We start from the raw sequence: 18,888 nt of genomic DNA on the forward strand, positions 1-18,888 counted from the left end.
TTTTTCTTTCTCATGCTGATTATTTATATCCTTGCGGGGCCAATTGCATGTTGTTCCCTTGCTGTTTATTTTGGCGCGATTTGGATTTGTAGGTGTTACTTTCAGTGGAAGGCTGGCGCCCTGACCCTGGTTTGCGTCCTTGGATATCATTTTCGGTTCTAGGAACCGTATCTCTTGGCATTTGCGGCATGATCCGTCCGATAATGTCGGCTAACTCCGTCGCAAATCCGGATACGGGATGGCCTGCACGTATTTTATCGCCGATTTCGGCAATCCGGTTGTTCAGATCGATGTCAGCGGTAACGATAGCACCGGCGCCCTGTGGATCCTTCCGCAATGCCTCTGCTACGGTGTACTTAATATTGCCGACACGAGCTCTTTCCAGTTTGCCGTCTACATCAATGCCGACAACGGCAGTGTTGCCCATAATGACGCAATGGGCGCCTTTAACGCCTGGCACTCGCATAACGAGCTGCTCCAGATGAGCCTGCTTCGTAAGCTGACCTTGGTTATTCGCGTTAGTTGCATTGTTCATCTTGTTGGCATTGTTGTTGGCATTATTAGCTATAGGCATTCCGTCATTTCGAATGCTTTGGGCCTGTGGGTTATTATTTTGTTGATTCTGGGGAGAGGGTGATGCCTTTTGTGAAGCTGTTCCACAGCCTGTAAGAAGAATAGCCGTCAATAACAAACACAGCCATATTCGCATGTTAGATCGTCCTTTCGGGAATAATGTCTGTCTTTACGGTTCCCGTCTTTGGGAAGAAATATGTATGTGAATATAAGAGGCTGCAAAGACAAGCGGTGGAGGGGATATCTGTGAAAAAAATATTTGTATTGGATACGAATGTATTGCTGCACGATCCCAATGCGATTTTTGCCTTTGAAGAAAATGAGGTTGTCATTCCGGCCATTGTCTTGGAGGAAATTGACTCTAAGAAGAGGAACGCTGACGAGCTTGGCCGAAATGCACGGGGAGTCTCCAGACTGCTTGATGGACTTCGCGAGACGGGCCATCTTCACGACGGAGTAAAGTTGAACAACGGCGGAACCGTGAAGGTGGAGCTGAATCACCGGAGCTTCGCCAAGGTACAGGAGATGTTCGGGGACATCTCCAATGACAATCGCATTCTTGCTGTAGCCCTTAACTACCATCTTGAGGAAGTGGAGCTCGGCTCGCCGAGAACGGTCGTGCTCGTCAGCAAAGATGTCCTTGTCCGCATCAAGGCGGATGTTCTCGGTCTTACAGCCCAAGATTATCTCTCCGATCGTACGGCAGGCCTCAGCGAGCTGTACGCGGGACATTCCACCGTCAAAGTGCATCCTGCCGTTATTGATGAATATTATTCTTACCGTTCCCTGTCCGTCAAACCGTTGGGGTTAAGCTATCCCCTTTATCCTCATGAATTTGTCATCATGAAGGATGAGATGGGGAGTGGGAAGTCGGCCCTGCTGAAGGTCAGTGAGGATCGCTTGAAGCTTGCGCCGCTATTTCTCAGCAACGAGCCCATCTGGGGGATCAGCGCACGCAATGCCCAGCAGCGAATGGCCCTTGAGCTGCTGTTAAACGACGAAATCCCGCTTGTAACTATTACAGGTAAAGCCGGAACCGGGAAAACCTTGCTTGCACTGGCAGCCGGCTTACTGAAAGTAGAAGATGAGCATAAATATAAAAAGCTGTTGATTGCCCGTCCCGTCGTACCGATGGGCAAAGACATCGGATATTTGCCCGGGGAGAAGGAAGAGAAGCTCCGTCCGTGGATGCAGCCTATTTATGATAACCTGGAGTATTTATTTGATACGAAGAAATCAGGAGATATCGATAAAATTCTCATGGGACTCGGCAGCATTCAAGTCGAGGCGCTCACTTACATTCGCGGCCGATCTATTCCGGGACAATTCATCATTGTCGATGAAGCCCAAAACCTGACGCGCCATGAAGTTAAGACGATCGTTTCGCGCGTTGGAGAAGGTAGTAAAATCGTCCTGCTCGGAGACCCGGAACAAATCGATCATCCCTATTTGGATTCCGCGAGCAATGGATTGACTTATCTCGTTGAACGCTTCAAGGAACAAGGATTAAGCGGCCATATTACCTTGGAGAAAGGCGAACGCTCCAAGTTGGCTCAAGCTGCTGCTGATCTGCTGTAACGATGGCTCGAAAATTGTGAATAAGTATCCTATTAAGCCGCCGGACTTAGTTCGGCGGTTTTTGCCATGTTTTGTAGGGGACAAAGTACGAGGTAATTTGTTACAATAAGGTTTGATCGAATGTCGGCTGAAGATTGGAACGCGGAGAGGAAGAACAGTTGTGAAGCGTAGAAATCATTGGGTACTTTTTGCTATCCTTTTACTTGCTTTGATTAACTTGTCTCCAAGTAAGCAATCGACCCTTATTCGCAATGAGGAAGGTACTATTCCAGAGCCCGTAGCACTTCCGAATCCTAAAGAAGTGCAAGAGCCGGGCCGTTTCCGTGTTGCTGTTCAAATGAATGAAGGGGAATTTCTGAGATTGCAGCAAATGAACTATGAATATATGAATCAATCTGCGGATCAGGTGGAATTAGTCAATATTTCTTCTGGTGAATCGTATCTGACTTTGCAGCAGCAGTTTGAGCTGGGTGAATCTCCGGATGTTCTGCTGCTGGATAATGATTGGATTCGCAAATTTGCATCCAGCGGTTATCTGATGCCTGCTGAACGCTATTATTCGAGTCCCTTGTCAGGAGAGGTGCTGGGCGCTTCGTTGGCCCAGAATGAATGGAACGGATACATCTGGGGAGTTCCCTTTGATACTGATCCTTATGTATTCGCATACAATCCTGACTTGATCAAGGAATTGGGGCTAGAGCAGCCCCCGAAATCAGCCGATGATTGGGACAGGATCTTATCTGCGTTCAAGAAACAAAGCCGGATATCAAATCTGCTTGCTGCGGATCTAAGCGAGCCTTATGCCGCTCTGTCGTTATTATGGCAGTTTGGCGGGAATACGGCGACAGGCAGTCCATCCATTTTTGAAATCACGGAAGGAATGCAACGCGGAATACGGCTTTTGGAGGAAATACGGCCTTATTTGCTTCGTTATCATGTGGAAGCAAAGCCTTCTCCAAGCATTTGGAAGCGAATGTACGACGGCGAGGTTGCGATCTGCCTTACGCGTGCGTCTGAAATCAGAAACGGACAGCATCCTAGAATGGAGGCATTTATCCCGGAACCGGGGAATACAGGCAAAGCGATGTGGAGCTATGGGCGCAGCTTCGTAGTGTCCGCTAAGAGCAGCAACGCTGAGGCAGCTGGCACGTGGATTGAGGAAATGACCACTGCCGGCAAGCAGCGCGAGTGGCATGAAATTACGGGACATATGCCTGTATTAAAATCACTTTATTTTGACTTCGAAAGGAATAAAATCCCAGCTTGGGTTCCGGCATCGCTCGTGGGCAGCAAGTCGGACGCTCTGCCTATAAGCAACATGCTTCCCGAACAAATGGAGCAATTTGCCCGTCAATCCATGGATTTTATGAATGGTCATATCGGTTCGGAGCAGTATATCAAAGAAATATCGAAAATCGGCGACACAAAATAACATCATAAGCAAAGAAGCCCTCTAGAGAGAGAGCTTCAGCTTTACCGTCAAGGTTCCCTTCTGAATGACCGCCTCATCGGCTTTCACGAAGGGAACTATTTTTTGTGGATAAAATCCGAGGTCAAAATCGTTCTGCAGCTCCATGCGCGTTGTATCGGGTAACTCCAAGCCGTTAAACACGAGTTGATCCACATGGAAAACAATGGAGTTCTGAGGTTCGTTCTCTACGGTATAATGACCTTCTACCCGAAGATTAAGACCTTCCCGGCTCCCTGTAGCAACGATTTTCTCTTCTTCGAAAATGAAAGCCATATTGCTGAGCAGGGCATTTTTGCTGTGCAGAAAAGCATTCAGATCTTCCTCGCGAATCACGAGCACGTACCCTCCGTTGTCGGAGACTAGGCTGTCCTGATGATCCTTCAGAAAGTCTTGGAAATCCATCATGGCAGAAGCGAGGGCGCGGAAGTAGCGGCGCACTTCATGTAACCCGACATTTTCCCAATAGGTTGTCAATTCCTCAATCATAGCTTGCAAATGCTCTGGGTCGGTGCTGCTTCCGAGCTTTCCGTCCACACTTCGCTGCAGCTCAACGACCCGCTCACGCTGCATCAATAAGTTGGTTTTCATTTGCGCAAGCTCGCTTGCCAGCGCCGACAGCTGTTTCCTCGATTTATTCAGCTTGGCAAGATCTTTCTTGTATGCCGCTAGGACGTCGCGATCTCTTTCCATGATTAACTCGTAATAGTCCAAAACCTTAAAGAAGTCCTTCCAGCTGTTTACCGATAACAAAGCTGTAAGCAAGTCCTCGCGTTCCCCCATATAGTAGGCTCTGAGCCGGGCGCCAGCGCGTTCCTGGCTGTTAAGCATTTGTCCTTCTGTCTTGCCTAGCTCCCGGTTCAGGGGAAGCATGGAGCGCTCGGCATCTTGCTGTTTACTTTCGATCCGAGCGATTTCTCTGTCGATTTCTACGATGGACAAGCTCTTCTCCAAAATTTCCTGCTCCTCTTCTGAGAGCGGAAATGCATTAGCCGAAGGAATAGGAAAGATCGATGCCATGAATAAGGCCGCAATTAGTGCGCAAGAGGAGCAGAAGGATTTGATACGTCTGTTCAAGAGCGTTCCTCTCCTTGGGTTGAATCTATATATACATATGATAACAGTAAATGAAATAGTCTTCACGAAAAAGGGCGCTCCGGCCTTAGCCGAATCGCCCTTGAATGAAAGAGTGAGTTGGGTATACTCGTCCTTCACGCTTATAGATTAGAGAGGCAATCCCATCTGGAAGATCGTCCAGTAACTGAAGCCCGTGAAGGCCACAATCATATATCCCCAGAAAAGCAGGATATACGTTCTCTCCGTAAATTTTAAGTAACCGAAGATGACGAAAAAAGCCGTTTGCAGGAAAAATAGCAGGGCCATTTCAATATGGTTACCAGCGAAAGCCATAAGTCCAATGGTTAACGTGAAGAAGCCCAGGACGCGGTACATGCGTGCCACAAATAAGTCCCCCTTTCGTATGTATCGGCGACATCCAATTTTCTATACCTCATTATACCCGTAACCCTAACAACTGTAAACGAAAAGTCATTAAAGTTTAACTGTTTAATCTTGATAAGTGATTAATGTTATGGATTGTAATTTGTTAAGGCGGAGAATTTTCCGCTTTTTCTCTAATGAGGTATGACAGCCCTTTATTTTGGATATACAAAATAGTATCAAATAGATTCTATGAACTCTATGAGAGGCATAGGATGGAGTAAGAAGCTTTTTTACCGATACACCGGCCCGGAATCGTGCCCGGAAGACGGTTATATTAGGATGTCGTTAGGAGGTTTTTATAGCATGACAGCTGTGAGACAAGATGCATGGAGCGCAGAGGATGATTTGATACTGGCTGAGGTAACCCTGCGCCATATCCGCGAAGGCAGTACCCAACTGACTGCATTTGAAGAGGTGGGAGAACGGATCGGGAGAACGGCAGCGGCTTGCGGTTTCCGCTGGAACAGCTGCGTTCGCAAAAAGTATGAAGCGGCTATTGGCATCGCCAAAGCGCAACGGCAGAAACGGAACTATATGAAAAAGCAAGGTTCGATCACGAACCATTCTTCGATCGCCTCCTTGGCCTCTGTAGATCTGGAAGAAGGACTCTATAAAAGTGAAGGGGTTACAGAAGAAACGATTTCTATCGATGCGGTGATCCGTTTTTTACGGGGGTGGAAGAACACGGTTCAGGAAACGAGCAGATATGTGAAGCAGCTAGAGAAAGAGCTTCGCGAGAAAGATGAGGAACTGGTCATACTGCGCGAGGAGAAGAACCGTCTATCCAATCAAGTCAATGAAGTGCAGACGGATTACCGTGTCGTAAACGACGATTATAAAGCGCTGATTCAAATTATGGATCGGGCACGTCGGCTTGCTTTCCTCAATGAAGAGGACGAAGAGCAGAAGACAAGATTCAAGATGGATGCGAACGGCAATCTGGAGCGAATTGAATAGTCGATTTTGTGTTTAGTGAAATTCCGGCATACTCATGCCGGAATTTCTTTGTGTTATGAAGGCAAGGTTTGGTATAAAGGAATTAACAGAAATGCGAAAAGGGTGGACGAAATGAAATTCGACATGATTGGAGCCGGGGCGCTGGGTTTGTTATTCGGCGGCAAGTTCGCAGCTTCCGGACAGGAGGTGCGTTTTTGGACGAGAACGCATGAACAGGCCGCACTGCTGGTAAAAGAGGGAATTATGCTTCAGGAAGGTGAAGGCTGTTCTCCCGTGAGGATTAGCGACCTGACAGTCTACTCGCTTCAGGAGGGCGCTTCCCGAATAGAAGCTGAAGCTCATACGCCTGCCGATTGGATTATGTTGGCGACGAAGCAGCGGCATATCGATAACGAATTAGCTAAAGCGCTAGAGCCATTAGTAGGGCAGGACACAAAAATCCTTTGTTTTCAAAATGGAATTGGGCATGCGGAGTTTTTGAGCCAGGTATTTCCTGAGACGCCCATCTATGCCGTTATTACGACTGAAGGAGCGAAACGGATCGATTCGTACCAAGTCATACGTTCCGGAAAGGGACTTACCTCGATCGGTCAAGTAAAAAGCGGTGGAAGCAGAAAGAGTTTATCCTTAAAAAATGCAGTGGAAAAATTAATTGATACCTTTGAGACGGCAGGATTTTGCGCTCTTCTGTCGAAAGACATCGATAGGGAAATTTATAGGAAATTATTGATTAATTCAGTGATTAATCCGCTAACCGCCATATGGCGTATTTCCAATGGAGAGCTGTTGGAGACGGAGGAACGGAGAACGCTGCTGCAGCAGCTATGCCAAGAAGCCGCTGCAATTTATTCGGCGAGAAATATCCCTTTTGAGGGAGATGCCTACGACGTCGTTGCGGAAGTATGCCGCTCAACGGCGAGCAACATGTCTTCGATGCTGAAGGATGTTCTGCAAGGTGTACCGACGGAAATTGATTATATTAACGGTCGTCTTGTCGAAATGGCCAAGTTATCCGGCGTGTCAGTTCCCGGTCACGAAATGATGTGGCGGCTCGTTCGCGGATTGCAAACGTGAAATACCGAATTATGGGATTGGAATGCGGAAGTTAATTGATTTGAATATTTGCAGGAGGTGGAACCATGAGTCTGCTAAGTGACACATTAACCGTTCTCGCTATTGTACCCATCATTCCTTTTTCTCTCGTCTATATTATTCATTATTATTTGAAAAGAGATAAAAAAGCGGCTCTGCTTCTCGCGATGGATGTAACGACGCTATTTCTAATCCTGGCTGCAGCAGCCCTGTTTAATATTGTATTCAAATCCGGCTTCGGTCTTTATTTGATCGTTCTCATTCTGCTTATCGCCGGCGGATTGATCGGCGGAGCCCAGAATCGCCTGAAAGGGAAAGTGGATGTCAGGCGTCTGCTTCGCGCGGTTTGGAGGCTTGCATTCGCCGGAACGGGCGTTGCGTACATTCTTTTATTTTTGATCAGCTTTATTACATATATTTCGGCAGCTTGAACCAATATAATGAAATAATGAGTGTGAGAAAATATTTTCACAACTTGCACACTTTTTCCGTTCAAAATTGGGGCATATGATGAAGCCAATATTGTTAAAAGGACTATTTTGTTAAGAAAAAGCAAAGGATTTTATTGACAATAGTTCAATTTTTGAAATTATGTATTGGTTTTTTTGACCGCTGGTTGTATAATCTAAAAACATATACCACAAATTTTTAAGGGGGATATTGCTAGATGAAGAAGAATAAGAGTCTCTTGCTTCTTTTGACATTGGTATTGGCACTCAGCACATTGCTTGCTGCTTGCGGATCCAATGACAAGGGCGCCTCGAACGGCGGCAAGAACAACGCACCAGCCGAGAATGCAAACAGCGGTGAGGAGAAATTGGCTGCGGATCAAACGCTTAGAGTTAACTTAAGCGCTGAACCGCCAACTTTCGACCCAGGCCAAGCACAAGATAGCCAAGCTAACACTGTCCTCAAAACGATGTACGAGGGTCTTTCTCGTATGGACGATCATGGACAACCCGTTCCTGCTGCAGCAGAAAAATGGGATGTGGACGGTACGAAATATACGTTCCACCTGCGTCAAGACGCGAAGTGGAGCAACGGCGACCCTGTAACAGCACATGATTTCGTGTTCGCATGGGAGCGCGTTCTGAGCCCGAATACTACTCCAGCAGCACCTTATGCATATCAATTGTACTACCTGAAAAACGGTCAAGAATATAATGAAGGCAAAATTACTGATTTCAGCCAAGTTGGTGTAAAAGCCGCTGACGACTATACATTGGAAGTCGAACTGGTTGCACCGACGCCTTACTTCCTTGGTCTGACTTCTTTCTACACCTTCTACCCTGTGCACCAATCTGTTAAGGATGACGCAAAATGGGCAGTAGATGCAAGCAAGATGATTGTCAATGGTCCATTTACGTTGACAAACTGGACAAAAGGCCAAACGATCGAAGTTACGAAGAATGATAATTATTGGGACAAAGACAGCATTAAGCTGAACAAAATTACGATGTCTCTTGTAAATAGTGGAGCAACAGAAATTACGAGTTACAGAAACAATGAACTGGATCGCGCAGGACATCCTAACGGTGAAATTCCTACCGACCAAATTCCAATTGTTCAAAAAGAGCTGGAAGACGAATATAAAGTTAAAGGTATTGCAAGTACGTATTACTATCAATTCAACCTGACAGCTAAGCCGTTTGACAACGATAAAATCCGTAAAGCATTCGCGATGGCGATCGATCGTCAAATTATCGTCGATAAAGTAACGCTCGGCGGACAGCTTCCGGCATTCGGCTTCATTCCTCCAGGCATTGCAGGGGTAAATGACGAATACCGTACTGAGGTTAAAGACGACTACTTCACAGAGAATTTAGAAGAAGCTAAGAAACTTCTTGAAGAAGGCATGAAAGAAGAAGGCTATACTAAGCTGCCTGACATTACATTGACTTACAACTCCAGTGAAGGCCATAAGAAAATTGCCCTTGCTGTAGCAGATATGTGGAAAAATAATCTTGGTGTTGACGTGAAAACGGAAAACCAAGAGTGGGGCGTATTTATCGAGAACCGTCAAAACTTGAACTACCAAGTAGCACGTGCTGGCTGGAGTGCAGACTATAACGATCCAATGACATTTATCGATATGTGGACTTCCAACAGCGGTAACAACGACATCGGCTTCAAGAACGAAGAGTACGATAAATTGATCGCTGAAGCGAAAGCTACAGAAGATAACACAAAACGCAACGAAAACTTCAAAAAAGCTGAAGAGATCCTAGTTAAGGACAACATGGCAATTATGCCTATCTATTACTACACGAACGTAGCGGTAGAGAAGCCATGGCTCAAAGGCGTATCGCTTGATTTCAGCGGAGCGATCGACTATACTCGCGCGTACATTACGGACCAACGCAAGTAATCTGAATAGATACTCCGGGATATATATGTGGGTATTCCATATATATCCCGTTTTTTTGTATGTGGTCAGGAAACTTCCAAGCTTTACGTACTTATGGCAATTATATTGAATAGACATTGTGAAAGAATTATCCTAAAATCGATTTATGTCGAATTTTATCAAAGGAGGTGCTAACGGGCATGGTTCGTTATATTGCCAATAAGTTTTTCTATATGTTGGTCTCGTTGTTTATTCTGATCTCGGCCACCTTCTTTCTGATGCAAGCAATTCCGGGGGATCCACTAACCTCAGAGAAGCAGGTACCGCCGGCGATTAAGGAGCGCCTGTATGAGCAATTAGGTTTGGATAAGCCCGTTTATCAGCAGTATTTAAAATATTTGGGGAATGTTGCTCAAGGGGACTTCGGGATTTCGATGAAGAAAATCAATCAGGATGTCTCTGACATTATCGGGCAGACATTCTCGACTTCATTGAAGCTTGGGTTGGTTGCTATTATCGTAGCGGTCATCGTTGGTGTATTGCTCGGAATGCTGGCAGCGCTGTATCATCGCAGGCTGATCGATAACGTGGCGATGGTGCTAGCGGTGCTTGGCATTGCTGTCCCCAGCTTCGTTGTCGCAACCTTGCTCCAATTTGTATTTTCGTCAACGCTTAAATTACTGCCGACAATGGGCTTCAACGGGCCGTTGTATTACATTTTGCCGGTGGCTGCCTTGACGGCACAGCCAATCGCGTTTATTGCCCGCCTGACCCGTTCAAGCATGCTGGAAGTACTGCATGCCGATTATATTAAGACAGCTAAGGCCAAGGGGCTCGGCTGGATGGCCATCTTGTCCCGTCACGTTATTCGCAACGGCATTATGCCGGTTGTTACTTATTTGGGGCCAATGACGGCGAATATCGTTACCGGTTCCGTTGTTATCGAGCAAATTTTCGGAATCGGCGGCATCGGCAAGCAGTTTGTTGAAGCCATTGGCGTCCGTGACTATCCGGTCATTATGGGGATAACGATTTTCTACGGAATCCTGCTGATGCTGGCCCGCTTTGTAACGGATATCGCTTACGTATTCGTAGATCCCCGCATTAAACTCAACAAAGGAAAGGAGGGGTAACGGATGGATCTAAAACCGATGAAAGTAATGCCGGCCCCTGCTGACCTGAAGCCGGAAGATTTCCGCAAAATCGGCACGGATGAGAAGGAAGCAGAAGTCATTCAGCGTGAAAGTGTTTCGGCCTGGCAAGATGCCTGGTATCGTTTGCGCAGCAACAAGCTGGCGATGTTTGCTCTTCTTATACTAGTATTAATTTCTCTCGCGGCTATTTTTGGCCCGATGATCTCTGAGTACAACTATTATTCTAACGATTACGTGAATATGAATGCGAAGCCGTCGGCAGAGCATTGGTTTGGAACCGATGACCTGGGACGCGATATGTTCGTCCGTACTTGGATGGGAGCAAGAATTTCCCTGATTGTAGGTTTGGCCGCCGCCTGTATCGACTTGTTGATCGGTGTTATTTACGGGGGGATTATGGGGTATTTTGGCGGTCGAGTGGATGAGATTATGAATAAATTTTCCGAAATTTTGTACTCGATTCCTTACCTTCTAGTGACAATCTTGCTTCTTGTTGTGATGGAGCCAAGTCTGGGCACGATTATATTGGCTCTGACCATTACCGGCTGGATTAATATGTCCTGGATCGTCCGCGGTGAAATTATGCAACTGAAGAACCGTGAATTCATTCTTGCTTCGCGTTCCATGGGGGCAGGCTCTGGACGTCTATTGTTCCGTCATCTGCTTCCAAACGCTGTGGGGCCGATTATTGTTACTGTTACATTGTCTGTTCCAAATGCGATCTTTGCCGAGGCGTTTCTCAGCTTTCTGGGTCTAGGCGTACAAGCGCCGATTGCTTCGCTTGGTTCGATGATTAGTGACGCGCTTACCGCGTGGCAGTACTATCCATGGCGCATGTTGTTCCCAGCTATTCTCATTAGCTTAACTATGTTATGTTTTAATATTTTCGGCGATGGTCTTCGTGACGCGCTGGATCCAAAACTGAAGAAATAGGAGGTGGAATGATGGAACCGATTTTACAAGTTAAGGATCTACATGTATCCTTTCAGGTTAAAGGCGGAGAAGTAAAGGCTGTTCGCGGCATGAACTTCGAAATAGGTAAAGGGGAAACGGTTGCTATCGTCGGTGAGTCAGGCAGTGGTAAAAGTGTCACCGCCCAAACAATCATGCGCCTAATCCCGTCCCCTCCATCGATAATCAAGCAAGGTGAAGTTCTGTTCCAAGGACAGGACTTGTTGAAGAAAAGCATTAAACAAATGGAAGCTATTCGCGGTAAAGATATTGGCATGATATTCCAAGACCCGATGACCTCCTTGAACCCAACTATAAAAGTCGGTAAGCAAATTACCGAAGTGCTAGTCAAACATCAGAATATGTCAGCGGCGGAAGCTAAAGTTCAGGCGATTGAAATGCTGAAACTCGTCGGCATTAAAAATGCGGAAGCCCGCTTTAACCAATATCCTCATGAATTTTCCGGAGGGATGCGTCAACGCGTAATGATCGCGATCGCGCTGGCCTGTCGGCCTGCTCTGCTGATTGCCGATGAGCCGACGACCGCCCTTGACGTGACGATCCAGGCGCAAATTATGGATGTCATGAAGGACATGCAGCAGCGTCTCGGCACATCTATCATTCTCATTACACACGACCTTGGTGTTGTTGCCGGTATGTGTGATCGCGTTATCGTCATGTATGCCGGGGAAGTAGTAGAAACCGGAACGAAATGGGAGATTTTCAAAAATCCACAGCACCCTTACACTAAGGGGTTGCTTCGTTCCATGCCGCGTCTGGATCAGAAGAAAGGTGAACCGCTTATTCCAATTATCGGTACGCCCCCAGATTTGATTAAACCGCCGTTAGGCTGTCCGTTTGCAGCCCGCTGTGATCAGGCGATGAAGATTTGTGAACGGATCGACCCGGAAGCTACCGTGTTTAGCGATACGCACACAGCGCGTTGCTGGGATCTGCATCCGATGGCGAAGGAGGCGCAGTCGTCTTGAGCAAAAATTTGATCGAAGTCGAGGGTTTAAAGAAATACTTCAATGTCGGCGGCGGAAACGTGCTTAAAGCCGTGAATGATATTAGCTTCTCTATCGCGGAAGGTGAGACGCTGGGACTCGTTGGCGAGTCCGGCTGCGGCAAGTCGACGGCCGGCCGTACGATTCTTCGTTTGTACGAGCCTACTGCAGGCAGCGTAAAATTCAATGGTACGGACATTAGCAAGCTGCCTCCGAAGAAGATGAAGGCGATGCGCCGCGATATGCAAATGATCTTCCAGGATCCGTATGCTTCGCTCAACCCGCGATTCACCGTTACCGATATAATCGGCGAGGCGCTGGATATTCACAATATGGCCGGCACCCGCGCGGAGCGGAAGAAAAGGGTGGAAGAGCTGCTGGACATGGTTGGCCTTAACCCGGATCACGCGACGCGTTATCCGCATGAGTTTTCCGGCGGACAGCGCCAGCGGATCGGGATTGCCCGCGCGCTTGCGGTCAATCCGAAATTCATTATTTGTGACGAGCCGATCTCTGCACTGGACGTATCCATTCAGGCGCAGGTCGTTAACTTGCTGAAGGATTTGCAGGATCGTCTTGGGCTGACGTATTTGTTCATCGCCCATGACTTGTCCATGGTAAAGCATATTAGCGACAGAGTAGCGGTAATGTATTTGGGGCGCATCGTGGAGCTTGCGGAAAGCGAGGAGCTATATGCTAACCCGATGCATCCTTATACGAAGACCCTTTTGTCCGCCATTCCGATTCCGGATCCGGAAGTCGAAGCGAACAAGAAGCGCATTTTGCTGGAGGACGACGCCAATGGCCCGATTCAATCGGCTAAAGACGGCGCTTCGAGCGGAGGTGCCTTTGATCTGGAGAACTCGGAGTTGGTTGAGGTATCCAAGGGACATTGGGTATCGATGCCGAAGAAATAACAAGTGTAGATTAAGCTCTCTTAGTGTCGCTTTGCGCCACTGAAGAGAGCTTTTTGCTGAGATAAATAGATTCACTTTGACGGGGGAGGAAGACATTCGGTACAATCGAATGGAGGTTTCCGATAAGAACAGGAGGATATGAACCTGATGAACGTTGTTCAAGCACCTATACAATCTGGTCAACCGCTGGCGGAGTCTTTTATATCTGATTTCCAAGCAGTGGAGCATTTATATGGTGGTAGTCCTGCTGACGAGGGAAGCTGGACGGCTAGACTGCAGTGGCTGGATCAGACGGAGCACCTTCGAGCCGAGCGGAGGGAGCTGGTTGATCGGCTGCGGCAATATAATGAACGCTTTAACCCGGATGCCGCCGTCACGAAATCATTGAATAAGCTGGAACAGCCTGGAACCGCAGTTATCACTGGCGGACAGCAAAGTGGCCTGTTTACAGGGCCCTTGCTTGTTATCTATAAAGCCGTGACCCTTATCAAGGCCGCAGAGCGGGCATCCGATCTGTTGGGCCGCGATGTTATTCCGGTGTTCTGGATCGCTGGAGAGGATCATGACTGGGATGAGGTGGATCATACATACGTACTCTCCCCCGAGCTTGAGATATCCCGCATTCGTATTCCGCGCGAGGAAAGCCGCCGGGGTTCGGTCAGCCAAACTTCGGTTAGCGTGCATGAATGGGAGACGGCGGCGAGAGAACTGGAGCAATTGCTTCCGGACAGTGAGTTCAAAGGGGATCTGCTGAAGCAATTAAGAGACACCTTATCCGTCTCAACTTCGTTAACTGAAGCTTTTGCAAGATTGTTTGGTACCTGGTTTGGAAAGTATGGACTCGTCCTGCTTGATTCTGCCGATCCGGCACTGCGCAGGTTGGAGATACCGATGTTTGAAACGATGATCCGAAGCAATGATGAGCTGGAGTCTGCCTATCATGCCGCTTCCAGGGAGGTTGCCTCGCAAGGCTACCACCCACAGGCAGAAGTAGCGGAGGGCGGAGCGAATCTATTTTACATTGCTGAGGGCGAGCGCTTGTTATTGTTTAAACGGGAGGATAAGTATGTCGATCGCAAAGGCTTAGTTGCTTTTACGCGTGATGAGCTTATTGCCGAGCTGCACAGACATCCCGAGCGCTTTAGCAACAATGTGTTAACCCGGCCTTTGATGCAGGACTATTTACTTCCCGTGCTCGGTTCTGTTCTTGGCAATGGGGAAATTGCCTACTGGGGGCTTACGGGCAAAGCATTCGAGCTGCTCAAGCTGCGCATGCCGCTGTTGCTGCCAAGGATGTCGTTTACGGTCATGGACGGCACGATACAAAAGCATATGGACAAATATTTTCTATCATGGGAAAATGTAATAGATCATGCTGTATTTGGAAGGATCAAGGCCGATTGGCTGGCAAAGCAGGATAAGCTGCGGCTCGAGGAACAGTTTGAAGACATGAAGAGGGCATTCTCCAGCTTGTATGATCCGCTAGTTAATCAGCTAGGCCAAGTTGAGAAGGGTTTGATCAAGCTTGGCAGCACAAATAAAACGAAGATTATCGAGCAGATGAACTTTTTGCAGATGCGCGTCAAGGATGCGCTGGAAAGAAGCAATGAAACCGGCCTGCGACATTTTGACCGTATTGAATTAACCCTATATCCGCAGCATAAGCCACAAGAGCGGGTATTCAATATTTTCGCCTATTTAAATCGGTACGGATTCGACTGGATTGACCGTTTGATGGAGATTCCGTATGAAATGATGGGGCAGCACAGAATAATTTATGCTTAAAGGCGATTCATACAATTGATAAAGGGTTCAACAAAAATTTATAGGAGGGTTTTACTTTGACAACAAAATCGATTCAGGACAGTGTGATTACTGATTTGAAGCTAGCCCCTGAAGGCCATTTAAAAATCGACTGGGTTGAAGCCCATATGCCAGTGCTCAGCCGCATTCGCAAGCAATTCGAGCAGGAGCAGCCATTTAAAGGCTTGAAGGTTGCAATTTCCTTGCATTTGGAGGCGAAAACCGCTTATTTGGCTAAAGTAGTTCAAGCTGGCGGAGCAGAAGTTACGATTACGGGGAGTAACCCGTTGTCCACTCAGGATGATGTGTGTGCGGCGCTTGTAGAGGATGGCGTGACTGTGTATGCGAAATATAACCCGGATCCGAAGGAGTATAAGGAACTGATGATTCGCGCTCTGGAGAACAAGCCGGATCTCATTATTGACGATGGAGGGGATCTCGTCAGCATTCTTCATTCCGAGCGTCCGGATTTGCTGGAGAACGTGCGCGGCGGCGCGGAAGAAACAACGACCGGCATTCTGCGTCTCAAAGCGATGGAGAAGGAAGGCCAGTTAAAATTCCCTATGGTCGCGGTAAATGATGCTTACTGTAAATACTTATTCGACAATCGCTACGGAACCGGGCAATCGGTATGGGATGGCATTAACCGGACGACAAACCTCGTCGTTGCCGGGAAAACCGTTGTAGTCGTAGGCTACGGCTGGTGCGGCAAAGGGGTTGCCATGCGGGCCAAGGGACTCGGCGCCAATGTTATCGTGACAGAAATTGACGCGATTAAAGCGGTCGAAGCTTATATGGACGGGTTCCAAGTTATGCCGATGATCGAGGCGGCCAAAGTTGGCGACTTCTTCGTAACGGTAACGGGCAACCGAGATGTCATTCGTGGCGAACATTATGATGTAATGAAGGATGGAGCTATCCTGTCCAACGCAGGCCATTTCGATGTTGAGGTGAACAAGCCGGAGCTAGAGGAGCGTTCCTCATCGGTGCGCACCGTTCGACGCAATATTGAGGAGTATCATTTAAAGGATGGACGCAAAATGTATATTTTGGCGGAAGGCCGTCTAGTAAATCTGGCAGCTGGCGATGGCCATCCTGCCGAAATTATGGATATGACCTTTGCGCTTCAAGCATTGTCCTTGAAATATGTAAATGAGCAGTATAAAGAGATCGGTGCTTCTGTCGTTAACGTGCCATATGAATTGGACGAGTTGGTCGCCCGCAACAAACTGGAAACCCTCGGATTCGGCATCGATCAGCTTACCGAAGAGCAGCGCGCTTATTTGGATAGCTGGCAGGAGCATTAAGATAAAGCTTGAATCTATAGTTGCATCTTCTGTGAACCAAGGCAGCCGGGAATATATTTCCTGGACTGCCTTTTTTTATTTGTGTTACGTATCCCAACTATATGCGTCATGATTTTTAAATTGGACATCATTTAGTTCTACTGTTTTTGTTAATTGGGACTTTAGTCCTTTTGTCAATGTTCTTTATACCTAACTATTTTATGTAAAACATGGAACTATGCATATGTTTTTAAAAAGTTATACTTTCGCTAAAAAATAATTTGCTTTATAGGAGGATTTTACGCTAGAATGCAGAATAACTAGTCATGAGTGGTGGAAAGTGGTGCAAAGTGGGGGAAAGAGGTAAGGAGTGACTGCTCAATGTTTATGGGGGAGTTCCAACATAGCATTGATGACAAGGGTCGGATTATTATACCGGCTAAGTTTCGTGATCTTCTTGGAGCCTCTTTTGTCGTTACCCGTGGTTTGGACCAGTGCCTCTTCGTGTATCCGATGGAAGAATGGGCAGTGCTAGAGCAGAAGCTCAAAGCCCTCCCTTTGATGAAGTCTGATGCTCGTGCCTTCACCCGCTTTTTTTTCTCGGGTGCGACGGAATGCGAGTGGGACAAACAGGGAAGGGTAAATTTACCGGGTAATCTGCGACAGTACGCTAAGCTGGAGAAGGATTGCGTTGTTCTTGGTGTGTCGAATCGCGTTGAAATTTGGAGTCGCAACACTTGGGAGCAGTACTTCCAGCAATCGGAGGACACCTTTAATGACATTGCAGAAAAATTGGTTGATTTTAATTTTGATTTGTAGACGGTCTGGAGGGCTGCAGCTTGTTTCATCACATCACAGTACTTAAAGAAGAAGCGACAGAAGGGCTGCGCATCAAGCCGAATGGTATTTATGTAGATTGTACCTTGGGGGGCGGGGGGCATAGCTCGGTTATACTGTCCAAGCTGGGAGCAGAAGGCAGGCTGATCTCCTTTGATCAGGACGATTGGGCTCATGATCATGCCGAAGCCAATTTGTCTTCCTACGGGGAGCGATTAACCTTGGTGCGAAGCAATTTTCGATATTTGCAGGAAAAGCTGTCCGAATTGGAATGGGTGCCGAAGAAGGAGGGCGTGCCGCAGGTCGATGGCATACTTTTTGACTTAGGGGTATCATCTCCCCAATTCGATGAGGGCGAGCGGGGCTTTAGCTATAATGCGGATGCGCCGCTGGACATGAGAATGGATCAGACAGCGGGCCTCACAGCGAGAGAAATTGTGAATGAATGGCCTGAACGTGAGATCGCTCGGATTTTGTACCAGTACGGTGAAGAGAAATTTTCAAGGCGGATCGCGAAAGTAATCGTTGAAAAGCGCTCCGAGCACCCAATTGAAACGACGGGGCAGCTTGTTGAGCTCATTAAAGAGGGAATTCCGGCAGCCGCGCGCCGAACCGGTGGCCATCCTGCTAAGCGAAGCTTTCAGGCGCTACGGATTGCAGTCAACGATGAACTCGGTGCATTCGAAGATGGTCTGCATGCCGCGATTCGTTGTTTGGCGCCGGGCGGAAGAGTTTCGGTGATTACCTTTCATTCGCTAGAAGACCGGATTTGCAAGCAGATTTTCGCGAAATTTGTCGAGAGATGCACATGTCCTCCCGATTTTCCGATGTGCGTATGCGGAGGAAAGGGAGAGCTCAAGCTGATCAACCGAAAGCCGGTGATTCCTACAGAACAGGAATTGGTCGATAATCCCCGGGCGCGTTCAGCAAAATTACGCGTGGCGGAGAAATTGCAATCAGTAGCGGAGGAGTAGTGAAATGGCCTATACACGGGGTAATTTGGCGGTAAAAGAAAAAACACAACAACGCGGCTATCAGTCGCAGCGATATCGCGAAACGACCAAGGTCGTCACTCGCAGATCTACGCTTCCTGTCCGGGAGAAGCTGCTGTACATGTTTACAGTGATGTTCTGCGTTGCCGTAATGGGCGGATTGCTATGGCAAAATTCCAATCTTTATAGCATAAAGCGGGATATGTACAATCTGAATACAGACATACAGAAGCTGAATGCAGAAATGAATGAACTCACGATTCAGAAAGAGAAGCTGGAGGAGCAAATTCCTCAAGAAGCCGCTAAGCTCGGTTACACCGAATCGAATGAAGAAGGATTCCACGTGCAAATATCTACGGAGCCAGGCAGCAAAACAGCGAATTCGGGAGATGCCGCCAAGATCGCCCGGAAATAAGGATTTAA

18 protein-coding genes are annotated in these 18,888 nt (G+C 47.5%); 15 read left to right on the forward strand and 3 right to left on the reverse strand.

What is annotated here, in order from left to right:
* Positions 1 to 19 precede the first annotated feature (19 nt).
* Positions 20 to 709 carry a YhcN/YlaJ family sporulation lipoprotein gene (locus tag CZ379_RS13845; RefSeq protein ID WP_110932152.1) on the reverse strand — a complete coding sequence of 230 codons (690 nt, stop codon included), beginning with the start codon at positions 707 to 709 and terminating at the stop codon, positions 20 to 22.
* A 110-nt stretch (positions 710 to 819) separates the two neighbouring features.
* Here CZ379_RS13845 and CZ379_RS13850 point away from each other — a divergent pair, with 110 nt between their 5' ends.
* The gene (locus CZ379_RS13850) at positions 820 to 2,151 is read left to right on the forward strand and encodes a PhoH family protein (RefSeq protein ID WP_110932153.1); all 1,332 of its coding nucleotides are present in this window, start codon (positions 820 to 822) and stop codon (positions 2,149 to 2,151) included.
* A gap of 160 nt (positions 2,152 to 2,311) precedes the next feature.
* Positions 2,312 to 3,583 (forward strand): ABC transporter substrate-binding protein, encoded by a 1,272-nt coding sequence (locus CZ379_RS13855; protein WP_110932154.1) that lies wholly within the window; start codon positions 2,312 to 2,314, stop codon positions 3,581 to 3,583.
* A gap of 21 nt (positions 3,584 to 3,604) precedes the next feature.
* Here the strand turns inward: CZ379_RS13855 and CZ379_RS13860 are convergent, their stop codons facing one another.
* Entirely contained in the window at positions 3,605 to 4,696 is a 1,092-nt protein-coding gene (locus CZ379_RS13860) for a hypothetical protein (RefSeq protein WP_110932155.1), read from the reverse strand.
* Positions 4,697 to 4,843: 147 nt separating this feature from the next.
* On the reverse strand, positions 4,844 to 5,080 hold the full coding sequence (locus tag CZ379_RS13865; protein ID WP_110932156.1) for a DUF2626 family protein: 237 nt from the start codon (positions 5,078 to 5,080) through the stop codon (positions 4,844 to 4,846).
* Positions 5,081 to 5,425: 345 nt separating this feature from the next.
* On the opposite strand from CZ379_RS13865, the gene CZ379_RS13870 reads away from it, so the two are divergent.
* From CZ379_RS13870 to CZ379_RS13930, 13 genes are all read left to right on the forward strand, one after another.
* A complete protein-coding gene (locus tag CZ379_RS13870) occupies positions 5,426 to 6,079 on the forward strand; it encodes an RsfA family transcriptional regulator (protein ID WP_110932157.1) in 654 nt (217 codons plus the stop codon).
* A gap of 111 nt (positions 6,080 to 6,190) precedes the next feature.
* Complete coding sequence (locus tag CZ379_RS13875; RefSeq protein ID WP_110934378.1) at positions 6,191 to 7,153, forward strand: ketopantoate reductase family protein; 963 nt, start codon at positions 6,191 to 6,193, stop codon at positions 7,151 to 7,153.
* 65 nt (positions 7,154 to 7,218) lie between these two features.
* Positions 7,219 to 7,602 carry a DUF3397 domain-containing protein gene (locus CZ379_RS13880; protein ID WP_110932158.1) on the forward strand — a complete coding sequence of 128 codons (384 nt, stop codon included), beginning with the start codon at positions 7,219 to 7,221 and terminating at the stop codon, positions 7,600 to 7,602.
* 236 nt (positions 7,603 to 7,838) lie between these two features.
* Positions 7,839 to 9,539: a peptide ABC transporter substrate-binding protein gene (locus CZ379_RS13885; RefSeq protein ID WP_110932159.1), complete on the forward strand. Its 1,701-nt coding sequence runs from the start codon at positions 7,839 to 7,841 to the stop codon at positions 9,537 to 9,539.
* Between the two features lie 179 nt (positions 9,540 to 9,718).
* On the forward strand, positions 9,719 to 10,651 hold the full coding sequence (locus tag CZ379_RS13890) for an ABC transporter permease (RefSeq protein WP_110932160.1): 933 nt from the start codon (positions 9,719 to 9,721) through the stop codon (positions 10,649 to 10,651).
* A gap of 3 nt (positions 10,652 to 10,654) precedes the next feature.
* Positions 10,655 to 11,605, forward strand: a complete 951-nt coding sequence (locus CZ379_RS13895) for an ABC transporter permease (protein ID WP_110932161.1) — start codon at positions 10,655 to 10,657, stop codon at positions 11,603 to 11,605.
* Between the two features lie 11 nt (positions 11,606 to 11,616).
* The gene (locus CZ379_RS13900; protein ID WP_110932162.1) at positions 11,617 to 12,612 is read left to right on the forward strand and encodes an ABC transporter ATP-binding protein; all 996 of its coding nucleotides are present in this window, start codon (positions 11,617 to 11,619) and stop codon (positions 12,610 to 12,612) included.
* On the forward strand, positions 12,609 to 13,547 hold the full coding sequence (locus CZ379_RS13905) for an ABC transporter ATP-binding protein (RefSeq protein WP_199925606.1): 939 nt from the start codon (positions 12,609 to 12,611) through the stop codon (positions 13,545 to 13,547). Before CZ379_RS13900 ends, CZ379_RS13905 begins: the two co-directional genes overlap by 4 nt.
* A gap of 147 nt (positions 13,548 to 13,694) precedes the next feature.
* On the forward strand, positions 13,695 to 15,332 hold the full coding sequence (gene bshC, locus CZ379_RS13910) for a bacillithiol biosynthesis cysteine-adding enzyme BshC (protein WP_110932164.1): 1,638 nt from the start codon (positions 13,695 to 13,697) through the stop codon (positions 15,330 to 15,332).
* A 56-nt stretch (positions 15,333 to 15,388) separates the two neighbouring features.
* The gene (locus CZ379_RS13915) at positions 15,389 to 16,657 is read left to right on the forward strand and encodes an adenosylhomocysteinase (RefSeq protein ID WP_110932165.1); all 1,269 of its coding nucleotides are present in this window, start codon (positions 15,389 to 15,391) and stop codon (positions 16,655 to 16,657) included.
* Positions 16,658 to 17,017: 360 nt separating this feature from the next.
* Positions 17,018 to 17,455 carry a division/cell wall cluster transcriptional repressor MraZ gene (gene mraZ, locus CZ379_RS13920; RefSeq protein ID WP_110932166.1) on the forward strand — a complete coding sequence of 146 codons (438 nt, stop codon included), beginning with the start codon at positions 17,018 to 17,020 and terminating at the stop codon, positions 17,453 to 17,455.
* 20 nt (positions 17,456 to 17,475) lie between these two features.
* On the forward strand, positions 17,476 to 18,447 hold the full coding sequence (gene rsmH / locus CZ379_RS13925; RefSeq protein WP_110932167.1) for a 16S rRNA (cytosine(1402)-N(4))-methyltransferase RsmH: 972 nt from the start codon (positions 17,476 to 17,478) through the stop codon (positions 18,445 to 18,447).
* A 4-nt stretch (positions 18,448 to 18,451) separates the two neighbouring features.
* Positions 18,452 to 18,880, forward strand: coding sequence for a hypothetical protein (locus tag CZ379_RS13930; protein WP_110932168.1), 429 nt, complete (start codon positions 18,452 to 18,454; stop codon positions 18,878 to 18,880).
* The last annotated feature ends 8 nt before the right edge of the window (positions 18,881 to 18,888 follow it).

It is taken from the genome of Paenibacillus bouchesdurhonensis (assembly GCF_900155685.1).
Taxonomy (GTDB): domain Bacteria; phylum Bacillota; class Bacilli; order Paenibacillales; family Paenibacillaceae; genus Fontibacillus; species Fontibacillus bouchesdurhonensis.

Bases quoted from the DNA above. Each gene is read 5' to 3' on its own strand.
- CZ379_RS13900 (WP_110932162.1), top strand. From the start codon at position 11,617: ATGGAACCGATTTTACAAGTTAAGGATCTACATGTATCCTTTCAGGTT.
- CZ379_RS13880 (WP_110932158.1), top strand. From the start codon at position 7,219: ATGAGTCTGCTAAGTGACACATTAACCGTTCTCGCTATTGTACCCATC.
- bshC (WP_110932164.1), top strand. From the start codon at position 13,695: ATGAACGTTGTTCAAGCACCTATACAATCTGGTCAACCGCTGGCGGAG.
- CZ379_RS13930 (WP_110932168.1), top strand. From the start codon at position 18,452: ATGGCCTATACACGGGGTAATTTGGCGGTAAAAGAAAAAACACAACAA.
- CZ379_RS13845 (WP_110932152.1), bottom strand. From the start codon at position 709: ATGCGAATATGGCTGTGTTTGTTATTGACGGCTATTCTTCTTACAGGC.
- CZ379_RS13890 (WP_110932160.1), top strand. From the start codon at position 9,719: ATGGTTCGTTATATTGCCAATAAGTTTTTCTATATGTTGGTCTCGTTG.
- CZ379_RS13875 (WP_110934378.1), top strand. From the start codon at position 6,191: ATGAAATTCGACATGATTGGAGCCGGGGCGCTGGGTTTGTTATTCGGC.
- CZ379_RS13870 (WP_110932157.1), top strand. From the start codon at position 5,426: ATGACAGCTGTGAGACAAGATGCATGGAGCGCAGAGGATGATTTGATA.
- mraZ (WP_110932166.1), top strand. From the start codon at position 17,018: ATGTTTATGGGGGAGTTCCAACATAGCATTGATGACAAGGGTCGGATT.
- CZ379_RS13885 (WP_110932159.1), top strand. From the start codon at position 7,839: ATGAAGAAGAATAAGAGTCTCTTGCTTCTTTTGACATTGGTATTGGCA.
- CZ379_RS13895 (WP_110932161.1), top strand. From the start codon at position 10,655: ATGGATCTAAAACCGATGAAAGTAATGCCGGCCCCTGCTGACCTGAAG.